The sequence below is a fragment of the Emticicia sp. CRIBPO genome, assembly GCF_009905725.1.
Classification (GTDB): domain Bacteria; phylum Bacteroidota; class Bacteroidia; order Cytophagales; family Spirosomataceae; genus Leadbetterella.
On sequence record NZ_JAAAKV010000001.1, the window covers coordinates 546,823 to 566,097 of the forward strand.

At 45.6% G+C, this 19,275-nt stretch carries 21 protein-coding genes; 5 read left to right on the top strand and 16 right to left on the bottom strand.

The features are described 5' to 3' along the window. Window positions 1–30 precede the first annotated feature (30 nt). Together GVN16_RS02430 and GVN16_RS02435 are read left to right on the top strand one after the other, a co-directional pair. On the top strand, window positions 31–1,347 hold the full coding sequence (locus GVN16_RS02430) for a gluconate:H+ symporter (RefSeq protein ID WP_166562232.1): 1,317 nt from the start codon (window positions 31–33) through the stop codon (window positions 1,345–1,347). Window positions 1,348–1,368: 21 nt separating this feature from the next. Next, window positions 1,369–1,830 carry a RidA family protein gene (locus tag GVN16_RS02435; protein ID WP_166562233.1) on the top strand — a complete coding sequence of 154 codons (462 nt, stop codon included), beginning with the start codon at window positions 1,369–1,371 and terminating at the stop codon, window positions 1,828–1,830. 51 nt (window positions 1,831–1,881) lie between these two features. On the opposite strand, the gene GVN16_RS02440 is transcribed toward GVN16_RS02435, so the two are convergent. Continuing rightward, window positions 1,882–2,523 (bottom strand): hypothetical protein, encoded by a 642-nt coding sequence (locus tag GVN16_RS02440; protein ID WP_166562234.1) that lies wholly within the window; start codon window positions 2,521–2,523, stop codon window positions 1,882–1,884. Between the two features lie 278 nt (window positions 2,524–2,801). Here GVN16_RS02440 and GVN16_RS02445 point away from each other — a divergent pair, with 278 nt between their 5' ends. After that, complete coding sequence (locus tag GVN16_RS02445) at window positions 2,802–4,130, top strand: serine hydrolase (protein WP_166562235.1); 1,329 nt, start codon at window positions 2,802–2,804, stop codon at window positions 4,128–4,130. A gap of 231 nt (window positions 4,131–4,361) precedes the next feature. Here the strand turns inward: GVN16_RS02445 and GVN16_RS02450 are convergent, their stop codons facing one another. The 3 genes from GVN16_RS02450 to GVN16_RS02460 form a co-directional block, all read right to left on the bottom strand. Then, entirely contained in the window at window positions 4,362–5,450 is a 1,089-nt protein-coding gene (locus tag GVN16_RS02450) for a BamA/TamA family outer membrane protein (protein ID WP_166562236.1), read from the bottom strand. Window positions 5,451–5,663: 213 nt separating this feature from the next. After that, a complete protein-coding gene (locus GVN16_RS02455) occupies window positions 5,664–6,452 on the bottom strand; it encodes a PhzF family phenazine biosynthesis protein (RefSeq protein ID WP_166562237.1) in 789 nt (262 codons plus the stop codon). 67 nt (window positions 6,453–6,519) lie between these two features. Further along, window positions 6,520–7,923: a pyridoxal-dependent decarboxylase gene (locus GVN16_RS02460; protein ID WP_166562238.1), complete on the bottom strand. Its 1,404-nt coding sequence runs from the start codon at window positions 7,921–7,923 to the stop codon at window positions 6,520–6,522. A gap of 112 nt (window positions 7,924–8,035) precedes the next feature. On the opposite strand from GVN16_RS02460, the gene GVN16_RS02465 reads away from it, so the two are divergent. Next, window positions 8,036–9,475 carry a PLP-dependent aminotransferase family protein gene (locus tag GVN16_RS02465; RefSeq protein WP_166562239.1) on the top strand — a complete coding sequence of 480 codons (1,440 nt, stop codon included), beginning with the start codon at window positions 8,036–8,038 and terminating at the stop codon, window positions 9,473–9,475. A 276-nt stretch (window positions 9,476–9,751) separates the two neighbouring features. Here GVN16_RS02465 and GVN16_RS02470 read toward each other — a convergent pair whose 3' ends face one another. The 9 genes from GVN16_RS02470 to GVN16_RS02510 form a co-directional block, all read right to left on the bottom strand. Then, complete coding sequence (locus GVN16_RS02470) at window positions 9,752–10,261, bottom strand: hypothetical protein (RefSeq protein WP_166562240.1); 510 nt, start codon at window positions 10,259–10,261, stop codon at window positions 9,752–9,754. Window positions 10,262–10,346: 85 nt separating this feature from the next. Further along, window positions 10,347–10,577, bottom strand: coding sequence for a hypothetical protein (locus GVN16_RS02475; protein WP_166562241.1), 231 nt, complete (start codon window positions 10,575–10,577; stop codon window positions 10,347–10,349). Window positions 10,578–10,593: 16 nt separating this feature from the next. Continuing rightward, window positions 10,594–11,157 (bottom strand): dihydrofolate reductase family protein, encoded by a 564-nt coding sequence (locus tag GVN16_RS02480; RefSeq protein WP_166562242.1) that lies wholly within the window; start codon window positions 11,155–11,157, stop codon window positions 10,594–10,596. Between the two features lie 153 nt (window positions 11,158–11,310). Then, window positions 11,311–11,760, bottom strand: a complete 450-nt coding sequence (locus GVN16_RS02485) for an SRPBCC domain-containing protein (protein WP_166562243.1) — start codon at window positions 11,758–11,760, stop codon at window positions 11,311–11,313. 51 nt (window positions 11,761–11,811) lie between these two features. After that, a complete protein-coding gene (locus tag GVN16_RS02490) occupies window positions 11,812–12,180 on the bottom strand; it encodes a DoxX family protein (RefSeq protein ID WP_166562244.1) in 369 nt (122 codons plus the stop codon). 472 nt (window positions 12,181–12,652) lie between these two features. Continuing rightward, window positions 12,653–13,060, bottom strand: a complete 408-nt coding sequence (locus GVN16_RS02495) for a VOC family protein (protein WP_166562245.1) — start codon at window positions 13,058–13,060, stop codon at window positions 12,653–12,655. Between the two features lie 373 nt (window positions 13,061–13,433). Continuing rightward, window positions 13,434–13,841, bottom strand: coding sequence for a VOC family protein (locus tag GVN16_RS02500; protein WP_166562246.1), 408 nt, complete (start codon window positions 13,839–13,841; stop codon window positions 13,434–13,436). Between the two features lie 163 nt (window positions 13,842–14,004). Then, window positions 14,005–14,640 carry a Type 1 glutamine amidotransferase-like domain-containing protein gene (locus GVN16_RS02505; protein ID WP_166562247.1) on the bottom strand — a complete coding sequence of 212 codons (636 nt, stop codon included), beginning with the start codon at window positions 14,638–14,640 and terminating at the stop codon, window positions 14,005–14,007. A gap of 12 nt (window positions 14,641–14,652) precedes the next feature. Then, window positions 14,653–15,432, bottom strand: a complete 780-nt coding sequence (locus GVN16_RS02510; RefSeq protein WP_166562248.1) for an SDR family NAD(P)-dependent oxidoreductase — start codon at window positions 15,430–15,432, stop codon at window positions 14,653–14,655. 193 nt (window positions 15,433–15,625) lie between these two features. On the opposite strand from GVN16_RS02510, the gene GVN16_RS02515 reads away from it, so the two are divergent. After that, window positions 15,626–16,609, top strand: a complete 984-nt coding sequence (locus GVN16_RS02515) for a GlxA family transcriptional regulator (RefSeq protein WP_166562249.1) — start codon at window positions 15,626–15,628, stop codon at window positions 16,607–16,609. Between the two features lie 523 nt (window positions 16,610–17,132). On the opposite strand, the gene xerD is transcribed toward GVN16_RS02515, so the two are convergent. The 3 genes from xerD to GVN16_RS02530 all read right to left on the bottom strand — a co-directional run bounded on the left by xerD (window position 17,133) and on the right by GVN16_RS02530 (window position 19,272). Then, a complete protein-coding gene (xerD, locus tag GVN16_RS02520) occupies window positions 17,133–18,032 on the bottom strand; it encodes a site-specific tyrosine recombinase XerD (protein ID WP_166562250.1) in 900 nt (299 codons plus the stop codon). Further along, window positions 18,032–18,442, bottom strand: coding sequence for an OsmC family protein (locus GVN16_RS02525; RefSeq protein ID WP_166562251.1), 411 nt, complete (start codon window positions 18,440–18,442; stop codon window positions 18,032–18,034). Before GVN16_RS02525 ends, xerD begins: the two co-directional genes overlap by 1 nt. A gap of 104 nt (window positions 18,443–18,546) precedes the next feature. Beyond that, on the bottom strand, window positions 18,547–19,272 hold the full coding sequence (locus GVN16_RS02530; RefSeq protein WP_166562252.1) for a LytTR family DNA-binding domain-containing protein: 726 nt from the start codon (window positions 19,270–19,272) through the stop codon (window positions 18,547–18,549). Window positions 19,273–19,275 lie beyond the last annotated feature (3 nt).

Consider the following 19,275-nt stretch of genomic DNA (forward strand, 5'->3'; position numbering starts at 1 on the left):
GACTTTGTTCAACCCTAAAACATACTTTCTATGCCTTTATTGTTTACGTTACTGGCCATTTTGGTATTGATTCTTCTGATTACGCTTGTCAAACTTGATACTTTTATATCCTTCATTATTGTGGCCATCGGACTCGGGCTCGTCAGCGGGCTCGAGATCCCTGTCATCGGGAAGGCCATCCAGTCAGGCATCGGCGGCACGCTCGGCGACCTGACCCTCATCATCGGTTTCGGAGGTATGCTCGGAAAACTGGTGGCAGAAAGTGGTGCCGCTCAAAGGATCACTTCCAAACTGCTGGACCTTTTCGGTAAAAAATACCTGACCTGGGGACTTGCCCTGGCGGGTTTTGTGATCGGCATCCCGCTTTTTTACAATGCAGGTTTCATCATCGTGGTCCCTTTGATTTTCAGCATTGCCACTTCGGCCCGTCTGCCTGTGCTGTATGTCGGTATTCCGATGTTATCAGCATTGTCGGTGGCCCATGGATACCTCCCCCCTCACCCTTCACCGGCGGCCATTGCCAGTCAGTTGGATGCAGACCTTGGTAAAACCCTTATTTACGGTATTATCATTGCGATCCCGGCCATTGCCATTGCCGGACCGCTTTTCGGAAAGACCTTAAAAAAATACAATCCTACGCTCAACACGAGTTTATTCAGCACAAAGGAAATCCCGGTAAATGAGCAGCCGAGCCTTACCGTCAGCCTTTTTGTGGCCTTGCTTCCGGTGATCCTGCTGACACTCACTGCGTCCTTTAAATCCTATTTTCCGGGCATTAAAATAATCGCCCTGTTGTCTGAGCCCTATGTAGGGATGCTGGTATCTGTATTATCGGCCATTTATTTCCTGGGCATCAGACAGGGAAAAACGATTTCACAAACCAGTAAACTGCTGGAAGAATCTTTCAAAAGCGTAGCTCCTATCCTGCTGATCATTGCCGGAGCCGGGGCTTTAAAACAAGTACTGACAGAAAGCGGCACCAGCCTTTATATCGGTGAGCAACTCAAACATTTTGATCTCAACCCCTTGATCCTCAGCTGGGTGATTGCGGCCTTTATCAGGGTTTGCGTGGGTTCTGCCACCATTGCCGGTTTAACCGCTGTCGGCATCCTTTTACCCTTGATTAAATCGCAGACTTCGATAGAGCCCGAACTGATCGTATTGTCTATCGGGGCAGGCAGCCTGATGTTTTCGCACCTCAATGACGGTGGTTTCTGGTTGTTTAAGGAATACTTCAACCTGAGCATCAAAGACACCATCAAAACCTGGTCGGTAATGGAAACCATCGTTTCTATCGTAGGGCTTCTCGGGGTATTGGTTCTCCAAAAAGTATTACCTTTGCTTTAAAATAATAAATACATATATTAAATGACTGCTGATATTAAGCTGGAGAAGTACAGATCAGAATTACCTGAAGCTCCAAAACCGGCCGGGGTATATAAGCCCTGCCTGATTGTTGATAATTTTCTTTATGTTTCGGGACATGGCCCCAACAGACCTGACGGCACCCAGTTTGTAGGTAAAGTGGGCTCTGAAGTAGACATCGAGTTTGCCAAGGCTTCAGCCAGGCAGGTGGGCCTGACCATCCTTTCTACCCTTAAAGAAAACCTGGGTACTTTGAACAGGATCAAAAGAGTGGTTAAAGTGTTGGGTATGGTCAACGCTGCTCCTGATTTCGGCAGCCATCCTTATGTGATCAATGGTTGCAGTGAGCTTTTTGCTGAGATCTGGGGAGAAGAACACGGTATAGGTGTGAGAAGTGCAGTGGGCATGGGCTCATTGCCGGGAAACATCACAACAGAAATCGAAGTTATTTTTGAACTGATCTGAAAAACAGGATAACATAAAAAAACAGCGGGTCTATGGCCCGCTGTTTTTGTTTCAGGATCTCGGTCCGTATGAACCTCTTCCCTTATCCTCTTTCTTGCTGCTATTTCTATTGTTGCTGTTGTCATTTTTACTGTAATCATTTCTTCCGTCGTTACCTCTGCCCTTATCGTTTTTGTAATGATTATCTTCTTTAACAACTACTTTCACATCATTTTTAACAACCACTTTCACATCTTTGTCTTTTTTGTGATAGTTTTTGGCTACCTGTTCTCTTTCCCATTGGTCATGTTTCGGGTGAAACTTGCTTTGATAGTATTTCTCTTCTCTGCTGTCTCTGATGACCTGCTGGTTATATTGTTTTTTGAACTTTGAGTACTGACTTACGTGAATTCTGTTGTTCAGGTATGGATTACGCTCGTTAATCACCACTTTATACATTCTGAACAAATCCGGTTTACCGAAATAAGACGGAAGTCTGTAAGCGTGTATCCACTGTCTGTTGTTAAAGTAAACGTATTGCTCACTGGTCACATCATAGTAGACATTGATTTCAGGGAAATAATAATACCCCGCATAATCATACCCTGTTGGTCCCCAGGCTGGTTGAACACCGATGTTAACGTTGATTTTAACCTGGGCTTCTGCCGACAAGCCGGCGATAAAGATGGCGAATACTACCAATAACTTTTTCATGATTTCAATCTTTTTTTTGGTTAAAAATTCAGGAAATTAACTGCCTGTTTTGCTTCTATGACAGCCAAAAGGGTATGAGGGTTTAGACTGAATACCGGCCTGTTCGACAACCGGAGTGAGATTATCGACAAACCGGGTGGCATTTGCCGACAGCCGGGCCGATTTTTTTTTCACTAAAATTGTGACCAAATCAGCCTGGAAAGCCCGGTCGGTTTCCCGATTATTGGAATTTTGTATTAACTTGGATTAATAATCAATTTACCCTTAACACAAGAATTATGTCAACTGCTAAAAAAATCTTCCTTGGGATAGGTGTGCTCGTAATCTCAGCCCTTGCTTATGGTTTTTATTTTGGCCTTCAATATGCCTACATAGGCTCTTCGTATAATGCGAAAACCGTTTGCTCGTGCATGTTTGTTTCAGGAAGGGACCTGAACAGCATCAAAAACGAAGATTTATATGCTGTACCCTATTCCAATATTTCGGTGGACGAAGAAAATAAAACCGTTAGTGTAGACATCTACGGTCTGGCAAAGACCAAAGCCATTTACAGAAAAGGGCTGGGCTGTACTTTAGTGAACGAACTGACTGAAGAAGAAATCCGGAAACAGCCGGGTGTGCCTCCGGCCGATTCCGCGAAAAGCTACCTGGTATGGGGTGATTCTTTAAATGCTTCCATCGATAAAGTGGCTCTTACCAAGGCCGTAGAAGATGTTTTCACAGAAAAAGACCCGCAAAACATCAAGCGTACAAGAGCCGTGGTAGTACTTTACAAAGGCAAGATCATCGCCGAGAAATATGCCGACAACATTCCGCAGGGCACCCCTTTGCTGGGCTGGTCAATGACCAAAAGTGTGACGAGTACGTTGATCGGTTTACTGGTAAAAGACGGGAAAATTGACATTAAAAAACCTGCCCCGGTGGCAGAATGGGCGGCAGATGCCAGAAACAAGATCACCACGGACCATTTACTCAGGATGAGCAGCGGTCTGGCCTTTGAAGAAAATTATGCGGCACCGAGCGATGCCACGAAGATGCTCTTCAGATCAAAAGCCGCCGGTGAATATGCCATTCAAAGCAAACCCGCCACTGATCCCGACAAAGTCTGGTCTTATTCGAGCGGCACGACCAATATCCTGCAGGAAATCATCAGAAGACAATTCAAAACGCATGCAGACTACCTGGCGTTTCCTCATATAAGGCTGTTTCATAAATTGGGCATGAAGAGTGCAGTGCTGGAGCCTGACGCTTCAGGAACTTACGTGGGGTCTTCCTTCATGTATGCCAATGCCCGCGACTGGGCCAAGTACGGCCAGTTTTATCTGCAGGATGGCATCTGGAACGGTGAAAGACTGCTGCCGGAGGGTTGGGTAAAGTATTCTTCGACAGAAACACCCCATTCAGATGGTAAATATGCGGCTCAGTTCTGGGTTGACCACCGGGATAAAACTTTCCCGCAGGATGCTTTTTTTGCAGATGGTTTTGAAGGCCAGTTTGTGACGGTCATCCCGTCAAAAGAGATGGTCATTGTCAGACTTGGCTGTACTCCGGGTAAAGGTTTCAACCATGTGGAGTTTGTCAAGAGTGTTGTGAAGGCTGTTAGGTGAAGCCCGCCCGGCCTGACCGCCAGTTCGGACGGGGAGAAAGGAGGAAAGGACAACGGAAAAAGGATATTTATATCGGACCTCGAAAAATGACAATGGAGGAAAGAAAAGTGGACGTAGGTAAGAAATGACAACGGAAGATGGACAAAAGATGCGGAAGAGTCTCATATATACTTGCAAACAGAGAGAAAGGACAATAGACAATGTTCCTTTGTCCTTCCTCCCTTCTCCTCCCTAGAATGCCTCTCCGGTGAAAATATAAAAGCCGGGGCCTTCTTCGGTAAATCCAAGGTCGAACCTCAGGAAAATATCTTTTTTAGGGAATAAAAGATAGCGTAATCCTGCCCCTCCGGCCAGGCGTGTTTTGTTGATCATCATCTGGTCCAGTGCAGGGCTCACATTGGCAAGGCTCGCAAAGACCGTCCCTCCTATCCTCCTGCTGAAACTGAAAGGAAGCATGCGGTATTCTACCTGTGCCGCCACCAGGTTTTTGTCCCGGTATCGCCCCTGGTAATAACCCCGCATCATCATATCTCCGCCCATCTGGGCCATCTGGTTGAAAGGCACCTGTCCGTTGATAAAATTACCCGTCACCTGCCAGGCAATCACGTTATTTTTGCGAATGGGGTGAAATGACCTGAAATCGACATTCCATGAATGAAAGCTGAAATCACTCCCAAAAGTCTTGTTATAATTCAAAAAAGCAATTTCTCCGAAGAATCCTTTCCTGACATTGAGAACGTTATGGCGGTTGTCATAAACCAAAGCGAGCCCCCCTCCGAGATTTTCCGTGCCGCTGCTGCCCGCCGGTAAGGGATAAGGAGCATGGTTTTCGGGTTGTTTAAACTCTGTTTTTGATAAAAGCTGATAATCCACCTCCGGCCCGAAGAATAAGTTGGGCACTATTTTTCTCAGCACCCGCTGGCGGAAAAGGATATAATTGGCATCTACAATGGCGGGGGCATTGCCGGGAGTAACCGGGCCGATGCCGTAATATAAAAGCGGGAAACGCTGTATCCTTGTCCTGCCCAGGAAAAACCACTTGTCCTGATCGCCGTAAATGGCATTATCAAACCACAAACCGTATTGTTGCCTCAACGTCACAAAAGTAAAGGCGTTGATTTCGCTCAGGCGGTTTAAGGTATCTTGCTTAGCCCTGAACAACATCAGCGAAGAAAAGCCGAATTCAAAGCTGGTTTCAGGTGAATAAGCAATGGTGGGATATACCCTGAAACTGCGGGATTCGGAGGAAGTGGTATCAATAACCAATTTATACACCAATCTGGAAAGCCATCTTTTTTTCTCCTGTGCTTCGGCAGACATTGAAAACAAGACGATTAAGAAACCCGTGCAACTGACTTGCCATTTTGATTTTATAGATTTGACGGGCATAGAGCTATGGTATTAGTTTTACTTAGGTATGAAATTAACGTTAAACTTCCGTAAAACCGCTGTCAGGACCCTGAAATATTCGAATAAATGAAGCGGAAGCCCTGGAAAATACACAGAACTTCCGCTTTCTTATTTATCAAGAACTCAATCCAGGTAAAAAGATCCTTCTGAATACGTCCGGGCATAGCCTGAGATCAGTACCCTTTCGCCTTTATTTTCACAGGTGAGTTTGCCTTGTCTTTCTGACAGCTGCAGGGCATTCAGCTGGTTTTTCCCTAACCGCTCAGCCCAGAAAGGGATGAGAGAGCAGTGGGCTGAGCCCGTGACCGGGTCTTCAAAATTAACGGACTGTGTCACAAAGAATCTCGACACAAAATCTACCTTTTCGCCCTGTGCCGTCAGGATAATTCCACCGGGGGCAAGGTCAATTTCATCCAGCAATAGTCTGTTCAGCTTTATGTTTTTAATATCTTCTTCACTTTCAAAAACCAGGAAATAATCCCTTGCTTTTAATACTTCTGAAGGCTGAATATCTATAGCCCTTGAAATAATATCAGGCAATTCAGCTTTGATGGGCATCCTCGACGGAAAGTCAAGGGTATATAAGTTTCCGGTGTTGCTTACTTTCAACTCACCACTTCTTGACCTGAATTTTATGACTTCCGGCTCATAGTTCAAAATGGCTTTTAAAGTGTGGGCAGTGGCCAGTGTGGCGTGACCGCAGAGGTCCATTTCCAACTCGGGGGTAAACCATCTGAGGTGAAAACCATCACCGTCAGGCAGAAAAAAGGCCGTTTCTGCCACTGCATTTTCGGCCGCAATTTTCACAAGGGTTTCGTCAGGCAGCCAACTTTCCAGGGGTACTACACACGCAGGATTGCCTCCGAAAATTTTGTCGGTAAAGGCATCGATCTGATAAATAGGTAACTTCATCTGATTTAAATAATTATGGTTAAAAATATAGCTTTTTCAAAATTTATGTCTAAAAACCGGTGATAAATCATTCATTATCTGTCAGTTTACTCATTTCATCTATTACAATCTGAACGTCCTCTTCCGTGGTACGCCAGTTGACAAAAGAGGCTCTTATTCCTTTTTTACCGTTGTAAACCGTGGGAGTCATGAATACCTTTCCTGTTTCATTCAGTCTGGCCAGAAAGACGGGTACTTTGTCCTGGTTTTGTTCACCGCTTAAAGTAAAACAGACGTTATTGAGTCTTACAGTAGCCAGTAAGTCAAATGCCTTGCTTTGTTCTATGAACTGTCCCAGAAGCCGGGCCATGTTAACCGAGTTTTCTACAATATCCCTGTACCCTTTCTTTCCGTAAGCCTTCAAGGTAAACCAGACTGGCAAGGCTCTGAGGCGTCTTGAGTTCTCGGGCAGGAAATTCAAATAGCTGAAATTCTCCATCGGGTCGCCGAGGTACGGGGCATTGGCATTCTGAAATGTTTCTGTTTGTAATATCTTGTGTTGTTCTTTGACAAAAAAAGCGGCGTTTTCATAAGGTACATTTAACCACTTGTGACAATCCACCGTAATACTGTCAGCGTTTTCCCAGCCTGCCACGAGATGCTGATACTTTGGAGAACAAGCCGCAAACGCTCCGAAAGCTCCGTCAATATGCCACCAGAAATTGTACTTTTCTTTGAGTTTAGATATGGCCTTAAAGTCGTCAAAGTCAACAGTATTTACAGTCCCGGCACTGGTAATGAGGATAAAGGGTTGTCCGTTGAGGGCTTTTATTTTTGATTCCAGGTCTTCCGGGTCAATACTCTCGCGGTTGCCCTCTTCTACTTTTACCTTCTCAAAATTATTACTGCCGATACCCAGCATAGAAAGTGATTTGATGACCGAGGAATGCGGCACGGCCGATAAAATATGGATGTGACCGGAAACTCCTTCCCTGGCAAAGTCTTTGCCGGATTGTCTGCCGACCCATTGTCTGGCTACGGCAAGGCAGGTAAAATTGGACATCGTGGCTCCGGTCACAAAGCCCCCAAGGAAACCGCCGGGCAAACCGAAAAGGTCGAGAAGCAATTGGATAGCTCCGGTTTCAATAATAGCGGAAATATCCCCCTGACCTTTAACAGTCTGGGTGTTCTGGTCAAAGATCGTAGCAAGCCAGTCGCCGGCAATGGCCGCCGGTGTGGAGCCACCGGTTACAAATCCCAGATACCTCGGCCCTGATGAGCCTACGATCAGTTGTTCAAACCTTTTATTAAACAAACTGAGTGTATTTAATCCACCCAATCCATCTTCATTCAACGTCTCCGGGGTCTGACTTACCGGTGTTGCCGACGTGGGTCTTTCTGAAAGTTTCTCCAGGAAGTCCAGTCCCTGCCATTTTACTTTTTCGAGCAGACTGTCTACCTGTTTCAGATCATTTTCTAATTGCTTATTCATATGCACTGGCTGGTCATTTAAATCCATATTTATTCAACGGCACAAAGTTCTTTTAAAAATAATTACCAAAGCAGATGCAGTTTTATTAATTTTGACCATAGCAATTTTATTTATGGATACTTTCTCTGAAAAAACAGAACATCTGTACCTGCAAATAGCCGGTAACATTGAACAAAAAATAAAGACCAAAGTCATCGGCATCGGGGATAAGCTGCCTTCACTGAGGCGTTTATGCGAGATGTACAACATCAGCCAGAGCACGGCGATGCAGGCGTATTATCACCTCGAAAGTAAAAGCCTGATTGAAGCCAGGCCTCAGTCGGGGTACTTTGTCAGCCGGGTGATCAAAAGATTTCCGGCCATTCCGGCCACCAGTCAGCCTGTTTCCGGTCTTGAAAATCTTGAAATGAACAGCCTGCTCGATTCTGTTTTCAGTCATATAGAGCAGAAAGACATGGTGATGTTTTCGCACGGGGTTCCGGCTGAAGAGATGCTTCCCGTAGCCCGGCTGAATAAAGGTCTGATCCAGGCGATGAGAGACCTGCAGGGAAGTGGTACGGCCTATGAAATCACGCAAGGGAATGTAAAACTGAGAAGGCAGATCGCGAAGAATGCCTTCAGACACGGACACCTGACAGAAGAAGACATTGTAACCACCACAGGCTGTATCAATGCCCTTTCCTGCAGCCTGATGGCCATTACGAAGCCGGGAGATACGATTATCGTGGAAAGTCCGGTCTATTTCGGAATCTTACAGCTGGCCCAGAGCCTGGGTCTCAGGATACTCGAACTGCCGACGCATCCTGAAACGGGTATACAGCCGGATGCACTCAAAAAAGCACTTGAAACAGAGAAGGTGAAGGCTTGTATCCTGATCAGTAATTTCAGTAACCCGCTGGGCAGCTGCATGCCCGATGAGCATAAAAAAGAAGTTGTCAGACTGATCCAGCAGCATCATGTGGCGTTGATTGAAGATGATCTTTACGGCGATGTCTATTTCGGCAGAAGCCGTCCTTCAACCTGCAAGAGTTTTGATGAAAGCGGGCTGGTGCTCTGGTGCGGATCTGTTTCCAAAACCCTGGCACCGGGCTACAGGGTGGGCTGGGTAGCACCGGGAATCTTTAAAGAACAGGTGAACCGCATTAAACTGCTCCACACGATCTCTTCCACGAGTATCACACAGGAGGTAATCGCGAATTTCCTGGAAACCGGGAGATATGAAAACCACATGAGGAAAATGAGGCATACCCTTTATACCAATTATCTGCAATACCTGAGAGTGATCCAGGAGCACTTTCCTGAAGGTACAAAAGTGAGCAGACCGCAAGGGGGCTTTGTACTTTGGGTAGAATTCGACCGGAAAATAGACACGATCCATCTGTTTAAAAAGGCGGCTGCTGAGAAAATCAGTTTCTCGCCCGGCAGAATGTTTACCCTCAGAAGACAATTTGATCACTGCCTGAGATTAAACTACGGACTGGTATGGACTGAAGAAGTACAACGGGCCCTGATCAGGCTTGGGGAGATGGCGAAGGAAATAGGTGAGTTTTGAATGAGTGAGTGAGTTCTGAATTTTGAATGAGTTAATGAATGAATGCTTGTCCGACCTGGGCTTCGACCGGGCGGGAGTGAATAATGAATAATAGAATGATAGAATGAATTGTGAATTTCCGAGTGCCCGGCCCCCTAAAGGGTCCGGGCAGGAATAATATAATCCATCCTCTAGATAAAGCCCTGAAGGGTGAATTTCTCTGTAAAGGCTCTTGAGACCCAAAGTCTTTATTCATTGCTCAGGCCTTGAGGCCTGAGCATCTGAGGGAAAATAAGATTATAACCGACAGGTAAGGGATAATTTAAGAGAGGGTTGAAACCAGGTGGTTTTTAAGAGGAAGCCGCCGCCGGCTTCTCCTCCGATGCTGAATTGTTTAGAAATCCGGAGATCGAACCCTGCAAATCCACTTGCTTTGAAGCTTTTATATAAGGGCGAGAGCTCAGTGAGGGTGTCCCAGTCACTCCAGTCCCAGTTTTTGAAATGTCCGTAAGACAGACCTGCCTGAAGATATAAAGGTGCATTTTTCTCTTTCCCGTATCTCCTGATAAAACCTCCGGCTTCTCTCCTCGAAGATAAAAACTCGTGTCTTTCAGCATTTACTCCTATCAGTAAGTTGTCTTTCAAGAATATTCCGGCGTCGGCATGAACACCTATCAATGTAGGTCCGACACTCAATAAGACTGTTTTGGGCGGAGTACCTTGTCTGTAATATCCGGCACTTTCCTGTGCTTTTGTGTAGGATGTGAATAAAGAAAGAAGAATTAAAAGGACAAGTTGTTTCATCATTAAAAGTTGGTTGGTTAAAAATTGTTCAGGATGGAATAAATCCGCCACAAAACTATAAAACCCTGCTGACTTTCAAAAATATTTATCAGGAAGGTACTACGTCTTCCAGAACCACAGCATGTACACCATGGGTTTGGAGAAGGTCAATGAGGCAATTGATCTCAATGTTTTCATGCCAGGTTTCGATTCTGAGTATGCGGTCGCAGTCGTCCAGATCTACATTGGCCTCGTAAGCAGTAAACACACGCCTGATGTCCCGGATCAGTTTCCTGGCTTGTGTAACGTTCCTTATGTTGGTTTTAAAAACTTCTATCATAGTCAAAAAGTAGTGTTTATTGCGGTTCATAACACAGCAAGACATTGCCGGAGTTAAATACCATGCTGTTTATCAATTTCATTTTAAGTCTGTGTCCCGAATTCTTAAAAAAAGGGATACCGCTTCCCAACACCAAAGGGTTGACAATAATCCGGAACTCGTCAATCAAGCCGTTTTCAATCAGCGATGAAGCGAGATCTGCACTGCCGAAGAGCAGAATGTCTTTACCGGTGTTTTCTTCTGAGCTCCTGAGTGCCTGTATCACTTCTTTTAAGTCTTTATTATACAAAACCGCGTTGGTCCACCTGACTTCATGCAATGTCTCAGAAAAAACCACTTTCGGTAAATCATTCATCAGGACGGTAGTCGCGGCATCCGTTTCTTCAGCAAAAGCACTTGTCCAGAAACGCTCCATCATTTCATAGGTCTTTCTTCCGAAAACGAGGGTATCGGCGTTCCGGAGCTGACTGACAGAGAATTCATTAAACTCTTCGTCTGCATTATGCCAGTCGAGTTCACCACCGGGACCTTCGAAGTAACCGTCGAGGGTCATCATCTGGAAAGAAATGAGTTTTTTCATGTTTAGGCGTTAGCTATTGGCTTTAAGCTGTTAGCTTTTTTGATTTTTGCTGTAAGGTGTAGGCTATATGCTGTAAGCTTTTTGTCGGTTTATGCCACGAGGGCACAAAGGCAAAATGCTTTTGCTCCGAACAAATCGATAGTTAAAAATTGATTATCTGCGACTTATGGCCAGTTCACTGATTTTCTTCATGGCGTTGTCCCAGGCTTCCGACATGATGTCGTAGTACTCGTCGCTCATGTCGACATCTACAGAAAGCGTAGTAATCCCGTCTTTTTCTGTCAAAACGTAAGTCTCCATCGTGTCTTTTACTTCTTTGGCCAGTTCGCTGTCATAGTCTTCCAGGCCGTCCACCACAATCCCGGTGTATTTCACCGACAGGATTTCTCCGGGACGATTGATCATCACCACCCCTACCAGGCCGCTGCCGCTGTCGTCTGTGAATGCCGCTTTGCTGCCTTCTTCCCAGGTGGTTTCGGCGTGTGCACCCTCTCCGAATTCCGCAAACCAGTGTTTGGTGCACTCGTCATCCACCAGCACTTCAAAGACTTTCTCTTTGGGTGCGGGGATGTCTATTGTTTTTTTGATTACTTTATTGATCATAATTCCTCCTGTTTATTATGTTGATGAAGCGTAATCAGTTGATGCACAATACTATGCTGCTTTTGAAATTTTGTGGTAATAAATGTACGAGCCTGCAATCAGCCCGAACCCGATCAGCATCGGCAGCCAGTGCTTGGCGGGCTCTCCTGTGGCTATCAGGGAATAAGTGGCTCCGACCAGGTCGAAAGTAAGGCCTGCATAAGCCCATTCTTTGATCCTGTAATATCCGGGTATCAGGATGGCGATCAGTCCGGCGAGTTTCGCCACGCCCAGAAACGGGATGATGTAGGCGGGATAACCCAGACCTGTCACGTTTTTTATGGCCTCCGGGGCTGAAATAGCATCAAAAACAGAACCTGTACCTAGTAACAAAGTAAGAATACCGGTGAAAATCCAGAAGAGAATTTTGTTCTTTTTCATGTTGAGATCATTTAAGGAATGAAAGGGTTTATTGGTTTTATTTTTATTAACACGATTATGGGTTTTATGGACAGGATTACAGGATTTACAGGATGCGGCGACTAAACGATAAATTACGTTAGCCGAACTGAACTTTACGTTAGCCCAACTGTCTCTTACGTTAGCTCAACGTAACTTTGCGTCGGCTCAACGTAACTTTGCGTCAGCCCAACGTAACTTTGCGTCAGCCCAACATAACTTTGCGTCGGCCCAACGTAACTTTGCGTCAGCCCAACGTAACTTTGCGTCAGCTCAACGTAACTTTGCGTCAGCTCAACGTAACTTTGCGTCAGCTCAACGTAACTTTGCGTCAGCCTAACGTAACTTTGCGTCGGCCCAACGTAACTTTGCGTTGCTCAAACTGCCTCTTGCGTTAACCCAACGCAACTTTACGTCGCATTTCCTGAAGAATTCTTCCGGTCTTCTGAAAAAATTACTCCTGCGGCATGCCTGAGGGGTCCATCCACATCACTTCCCAGATGTGACCGTCCAGGTCTTCATAACCCCAGCTGTACATAAAGCCCATGTCGTTCGGTTCATTATGTGCTTTTCCGCCTGCTTTAATGGCCATATTCACAATACTGTCTACATCAGCCCGGCTTTCGCGGGAAAGGGCCAGGGTTACTTCGGCAGTTTTTGAGGTATCTGGTATTTCCTTTTTGGTGAAACCCATGAAATAAGGTTCCACCAGCAGCATAGCGAATATGGTATCAGAGATGATCATGCAGGTAGCCTTCTCATCTGTGAAGTTCGGATTGAAAGAATATCCCAGTTCAGTGAAAAAAGCCACTGATTTGTCAAGGTCTTTTACCGGGAGGTTTACAAAAATCTGAGTTGCCATAAGTGATAAGTTATTTTGTTGTTTATTGAATGTTTTAGCCTGGCTCTACCATTGATAAAATTATTTAAATATCTGCTTATCAATAACATATCAGATAGTTAATCATCTACCTCGCAAGTGGATTATTAAAGGGCTTTACTTTTTTTTGGCTGAAAAAAAAGTAACAAAAAAAGCAGCAAAAATTCTAACTCACAAATCTGAAAACTCTTCCCTTTGAAGATAACATTACGCAGTTTTCAGCTTTGCTCAAACAGAGAATTTTTAAATCGGATATTTGTTTCTTTTTAATTTATAACCTTGACAGTAAGATCAAAAGAAACTTAAGTCAGTTTACCTGATGTCAATACATGTTATTTCTAACACTGTAAAATTATTACTCAAGCGGGCAGTTGAGCATCCAGCTGACCCCGAATTTATCTTTTAACACGCCGATAAGTCCCGCAAAAAAAGGATGCAAGGGTTGAATGGCTTCGCCGCCCGCCGCAAGTCTGTCATAATAAGCTTTGATTTCCTGTTCGTTGCTGCATACCAGGGCCGGACTGATCGCACTGCCGTGTATGTTGCTTCCGGGAACGGGCATATCTGAGGCCATAAGTACCAGGCCGTCGCTGCTGAGATAGCTGTGCAGGACATGCTCCTGCACGTTGTCAGGCCATTGCGAGGCCATCGGTGAATCCCTGACCTTCATGAGATTAAGTTCCCCGCCGAGGCAGGACTGGTAAAAGGTCATCGCTTCACCGCAATTCCCCTGGAAAGTGAGATATACCTGGATCGCTTTCATTCTTTGTCAAGTTTATGATTTATACCCCTTATGCTTCTTCATTCTAAAGATCGTTACATCATTATGAAACCTTTTGGTTGCCAAATTAAACGAAACCTTTTAGTTGCACAAATATTTTCAGCATTATTTTTTCAGTTCAATACAAATGAGTAATTCCCGGTCATTAAATCACTTTTTCTTCGTCCCCCCTGATGATAAGCACCTGGTGATCCAACAGCGGCACAGTCCTGGTACCTGCATCATTTAAGGTTTCCAGGGTAATTTTTGCGGTCTCTTCAAAATCCGGGTTGTCCAGATGTGGCACCACCATTAAATCGGTGAGAGCAAGCCCTTCCCTGATCAGTTCAGGAGCAGCCATCCGGGTTTCCATGGCTTCTATGCCTATCAGGCTCTGTGCAGCTATCATGGCCCCGGCACTCCAGCCGGCATACACTTTTCCGCTGTTCACGTGTTGTCTGATGATTTCATCCACCCCGGTGGTCTTCAGAATCCACCTCAAATAATAGGTGTTGCCCCCTCCCGCCCAGATGATGTCGGCGGCTTCGAGCTTTGCTTTCAGGTCTTCATAGTCATTCACCCAGGTCCTGAGATCGGCCATCGTTACTCGGTACCCGGCTTTGATGAAGGGTTCTCTGAAAGCATGCAGCCAGTTTTCGGAACCTTCTTCCACATCGGCCGCATTTTCGATCAGGACTATGCTGATGTCCCGGGCGTCTTTTCCGGTCAGTTTGCTTAAGTCAGCCAGCTGCCCTGCAGAAATGTTCATGGAATACAAAAACAGTTTCGGATAATCAGCCATGGTTATTGCTATTTAATCTGCCAGTTCACCACAAGTTACATTCAAAACCGCTGCGGTTACAACTCCCGCTTTATCTGAGGCCATCAGGACGGCGGCATCTGCCACCTCTCTCAGTAAAGGCAGGCGTTTCAGCATGGTATCCGCCGCAAAATTCCGGTCAAACTCTTCCCTCGACAAGCCTGCATTTCCGGCATGGAGGTTAAAGACTTCATCCACACCTGGTGAATCAGGCGAACCTGCAGACCGCAGACAAACCACCCTGATGCCTCTTTCCCCTACTTCAAAAGCCAATTGTCTGCAGAAACCTTCAATGGCTGCACAGGCCACGCCAAAACCTCCGAGAGTCGGATAAGGTCTTTTGGCAGCGTTGGCGGTCAGGGCCAGAATTACCCCAGAGGTTTTCATCACCCTTGCGGCAGCGGTGGCCGTTATAAAATGGCTGTTCATGGCCTTGTGGATGGGCTGAAGAAAATCTCCTGCGTCCATTTCCGTCAGAAGTTTTCCCTGTATGTCATCTGTGCTGATGAGGTTAAAGGAGATGTCGATCCGGCCTTCTGTTTCTACTATTCTCTGAAGACCCCGTTCCACCACGCCTTTATCAAAAGCGTCTGAAACAATGACCTCAGCTTTGCCGCCGTCCTCTTTTATTTTTGCGGCCATGGCCTGAAGCGTTGCCTCGGTTCTTCCTGCGAGGTAGACTTTGGCTCCTTCTGCCGCAAAGGCCAGAGAAACAGCCCCTCCGACAGCTCCGGCTGCTCCGTAAATGATGGCGACTTTATCTTTGAGTAACATAGTTAAAAAGTTTATGATACAAACCTACGGCAATACGCTGGTTATCGCGTGGTGCGGATGCGGCAGAATAAGGGGTTGTTTGCGACAATTTTCCTTTTTATATTTGTTTTCCGGTGTTCAACCATGAAATAAGCTATCATCACACCGGAATCAACCGCCTCCCGTTCACGGAGACAACCTAATAACAAAACCTATGAAACACATTTCGATTCTGATCCCGCAAGGGGCCATCCTGGGCAGCCTTGAAGGTTCCAGGCAATTACTCACCCAGGTCAACAACTTTTTCAGGATGCGGGGCCAGGAGCCTCTTTTCAATGTCCAGCTGGTCGGAATTACCAAAGAGACCCCTTTAAGCGGCGGCAGTTTTACGGCCAATGCCGACCTGCTCATCGACGAAGTAAAACAAACCGACCTGATTATCATTCCGGCTGTCGACGGAGATCTCAGGATTGCGATAGAAAAGAACAAAGACTTTCTTCCGTGGATCGCCCGTCAATACCAGGGTGGTGCAGAAGTGGCCAGTTTGTGCCTGGGGGCTTTCCTCCTGGCTTCGACGGGCCTGCTTGACGGCAAAAAATGTGCAACCCACTGGCTCGCCGCCAACGACTTCAGGAAGATGTTTCCGGAAGTAGAACTGGTGGAAGAGAAGATCATCACCGACGAACAGGGGATTTATTCCAGCGGCGGGGCGTTTTCTTATCAAAACCTGATCCTGTACCTGATCGGTAAATATGCGGGGCACGAAATGGCGATTATGGCCGCCAAGGTCTTTGCTATCGAGATTGACCGCAAGAGCCAATCTCCTTTCATCATGTTCCAGGGACAAAGAGAGCATGAAGATGAAACAGTGAGAAAAGCCCAGGCTTATATAGAAGAGCATTTCCAGGATAAAATTACGGTAGATCATCTTTCTGACCTGCTGGCCCTGAACAGGAGAAGCCTTGAAAGAAGATTCAAAAAAGCGACTTCCAATACGGTCTCAGAATATATACAGAGGGTGAAAATCGAAGTGGCGAAAAAGGATTTCGAAACTACCCGGAAGAATATTTACGAGGTGATGTTCGAAGTGGGTTATTCGGATGTGAAAGCTTTCAGGACCATCTTCCGCAAAACCACGGGGCTTTCGCCGGTGGAATACAGGAATAAGTACAATAAAGAGGTGATGGTATGGGGATAGATTTCAGCGATTAGCTATTGGCTTTTAGCCCTTAGCTTCGTCAGATTACCATGAGGGCATTAAGTTTTAGGGGTATTTTAGATGGATAAGTCTATCTTTATATCGTAGTAGATACACACGGCCGTGTGTATCTATTTTTTTGTAACAAAGCTCCTAATCAATATCAGACGTTGCCTACAACATCTCTGCAAGGCATTCAATCGATGAAATATGTCACCCCTACGGGGTTTTGTTTTTTTGAAAACCTTATTTGCTGCTACAGATATGTCGCCCTTACAGGGCTTCTTTGATGTAGCTATTCCTTAAAATGTATTCCGGATACTGTCTGCATGAAAGAAATGTGATTGTCAGCAAAAGGATTCATCGCATTCGGACGTTGCGTGCAACCTCTCTACAAAATGTCATACGGTCCATTTATTCTATCACTCATCGCGTCCGGGTCATTCTATCATTCTATATTCAATCCCGCCCGGGCAAAGCCCAGGTCGGGCAGGCATTCACTCAATCAAAATTCAAAACTACCTCACCCCCTCGGATGAAATTCTTTCAATGTCTGCTGCAGGAACGCCCGGTCGAGATGGGTGTATATTTCTGTGGTGGTGATGGATTCGTGGCCGAGCATGTCCTGGACAGCCCGTAGGTCGGCACCGCCTTCTATCAAATGGGTCGCAAAGCTGTGCCGCAGGGTGTGGGGAGATATATTTTTCCTGATGCCTGCTTTTTCTGCCAGGTCTTTGATAATGAGAAAAATCATGACCCTGGTGAGAGATTTTCCCCTGCGGTTCAGAAACAGGAAATCTTCGTATCCGTCTTTGATGTCAATGGCTGTGCGGGACTCGTGGATATAAATTTTAGCGTATTTGATGGCCTGCTGGCCTATGGGTACCAGCCGCATCTTATTGCCTTTACCGGTGACCCTGATAAAACCGATATCAAACTGGCAATCGCTAAGTTTGAGGTTGACCAGTTCTGATACCCGCAGCCCGCTGCTGTAAATCACTTCCAGGATGGCCTTGTTTCTCGGCCCCTCTGGCAGACTGAGGTCTATCATCGAGATCATGTTTTCAATCTCATGAAAGTGCAGGGTATCCGGGAGTTTCCGGGTGATTTTCGGGGAAGAAATCAAGCGGGTGGGATCGATCAAAGTCTCGTTCTCCAGGGCCAGAAAGGCGTAAAAAGCTTTCAGACCGCTCAGTATCCTGGCCTGTGAAGTGGCAATAAGGCCTATTTCGTTGATGTAAATCAGGAACTGCTGTATTTCCTGTTCGGTGAGTTTCTCCGGCTTTTTATTGAGTCCTTTGATTTCACCGAACTGGAATAATTTTTCAGCGTCCCTGATGTAGGATTCGACGGAGTTGGGCGACAGCGACCGCTCCAGTTTAAGGTAATTTTTAAAATCCCGGAGTTCGGCTGACCAGTCCATTACCAGTTAAAGATCATCTCCTGAACCAGGTCCGGGTGTAAACTCAAAGCTACAGGACAGCTGTGAGCCAGTCTTTCATATCTTTTTTGCTGATCTTCCGTCAGAACGACGTTGCTTTTCATGTCAAATTCCACAATGATCTTCGCGATTTTGCGGGGAGGCTCAGCACTCATGATCTTGGTAATCTTCAGTTCAGTTCCGGCGAAATCTATTCCTTCTTTTCCTGCTGAAATACCCATGATGGTGATGGCACAGTTGCCCAGGGAAGTAGACGCCAGGTCGGTCGGAGAAAAGGCCTCACCTTTACCGTTGTTGTCTACAGGAGCATCTGTGATATAAGTTTTCCCTGATTTCAAATGAGTTGATTCGGTGCGTAAATCACCAAGGTATCTGATAGAAGAAGTCTGCATATTGCTTTAGTTAATGTTTTTACAAATTTAGGGATTAGCGGCTAGCTTTCAGCAGAGAGGGCGAGGTTTTTTACGCATCTGCGAAGGTATTACCTTCACAGAGCCTATTTTTTAAGCAGATTGACTTTAAGTACTTTATCCAGTACCTGCTCCTTGAAATTCCTGCTGATGGGTATCTTGAAGTTCCTGATCAGTATCTCATTGTTCTCAATGGCTTCTATTTTTGAAACCGAAACTACATATGATTTGTGGACTTTGATAAAATTAGAGTTTTCAAGGTTCTCTTCTACTGTTTTCAATGGCAAAAGGGTCATAAACTTAGCCTTTTCTGTCTGGATGATCACATAATTCTGCAATGCCTGCACAAACAATATCTCCCTTACAAATATCTTTTCATACTTATTGTCGCATTTGATAAAGAAGAATTTATCCGCTTCAATCTCCTGTATACTTTCAAATTTCCGCTGGCGGAGCAGGTGATATTCCCTCGCTTTGCTTACGGCTTTAAAAAACCTGTTGAAAGTGATCGGTTTCAGCAGGTAATCCATCACATCAAACTGAAAGCCCTCGATAGCGTAGCTGGGAAAGGCCGTGGTAATGATGACCATCGGTAAATCAGACTTGATTTTCAGAAAATCAAGCCCGCTCATCAAAGGCATCTGGATGTCCAGGAAAATCAGGTCTACTTTCTCCCTGTCCAGCAGCTTGTTCAGTTCCAGGGGATTTTCTGCCTCGCCTGTCAGTTCCAGGAAATCGATCTCTTTGACATATCCCGACAAACCTTCCCTGGCCAGGGGTTCATCATCCACAATCACGCATTTTAATTTCATGGG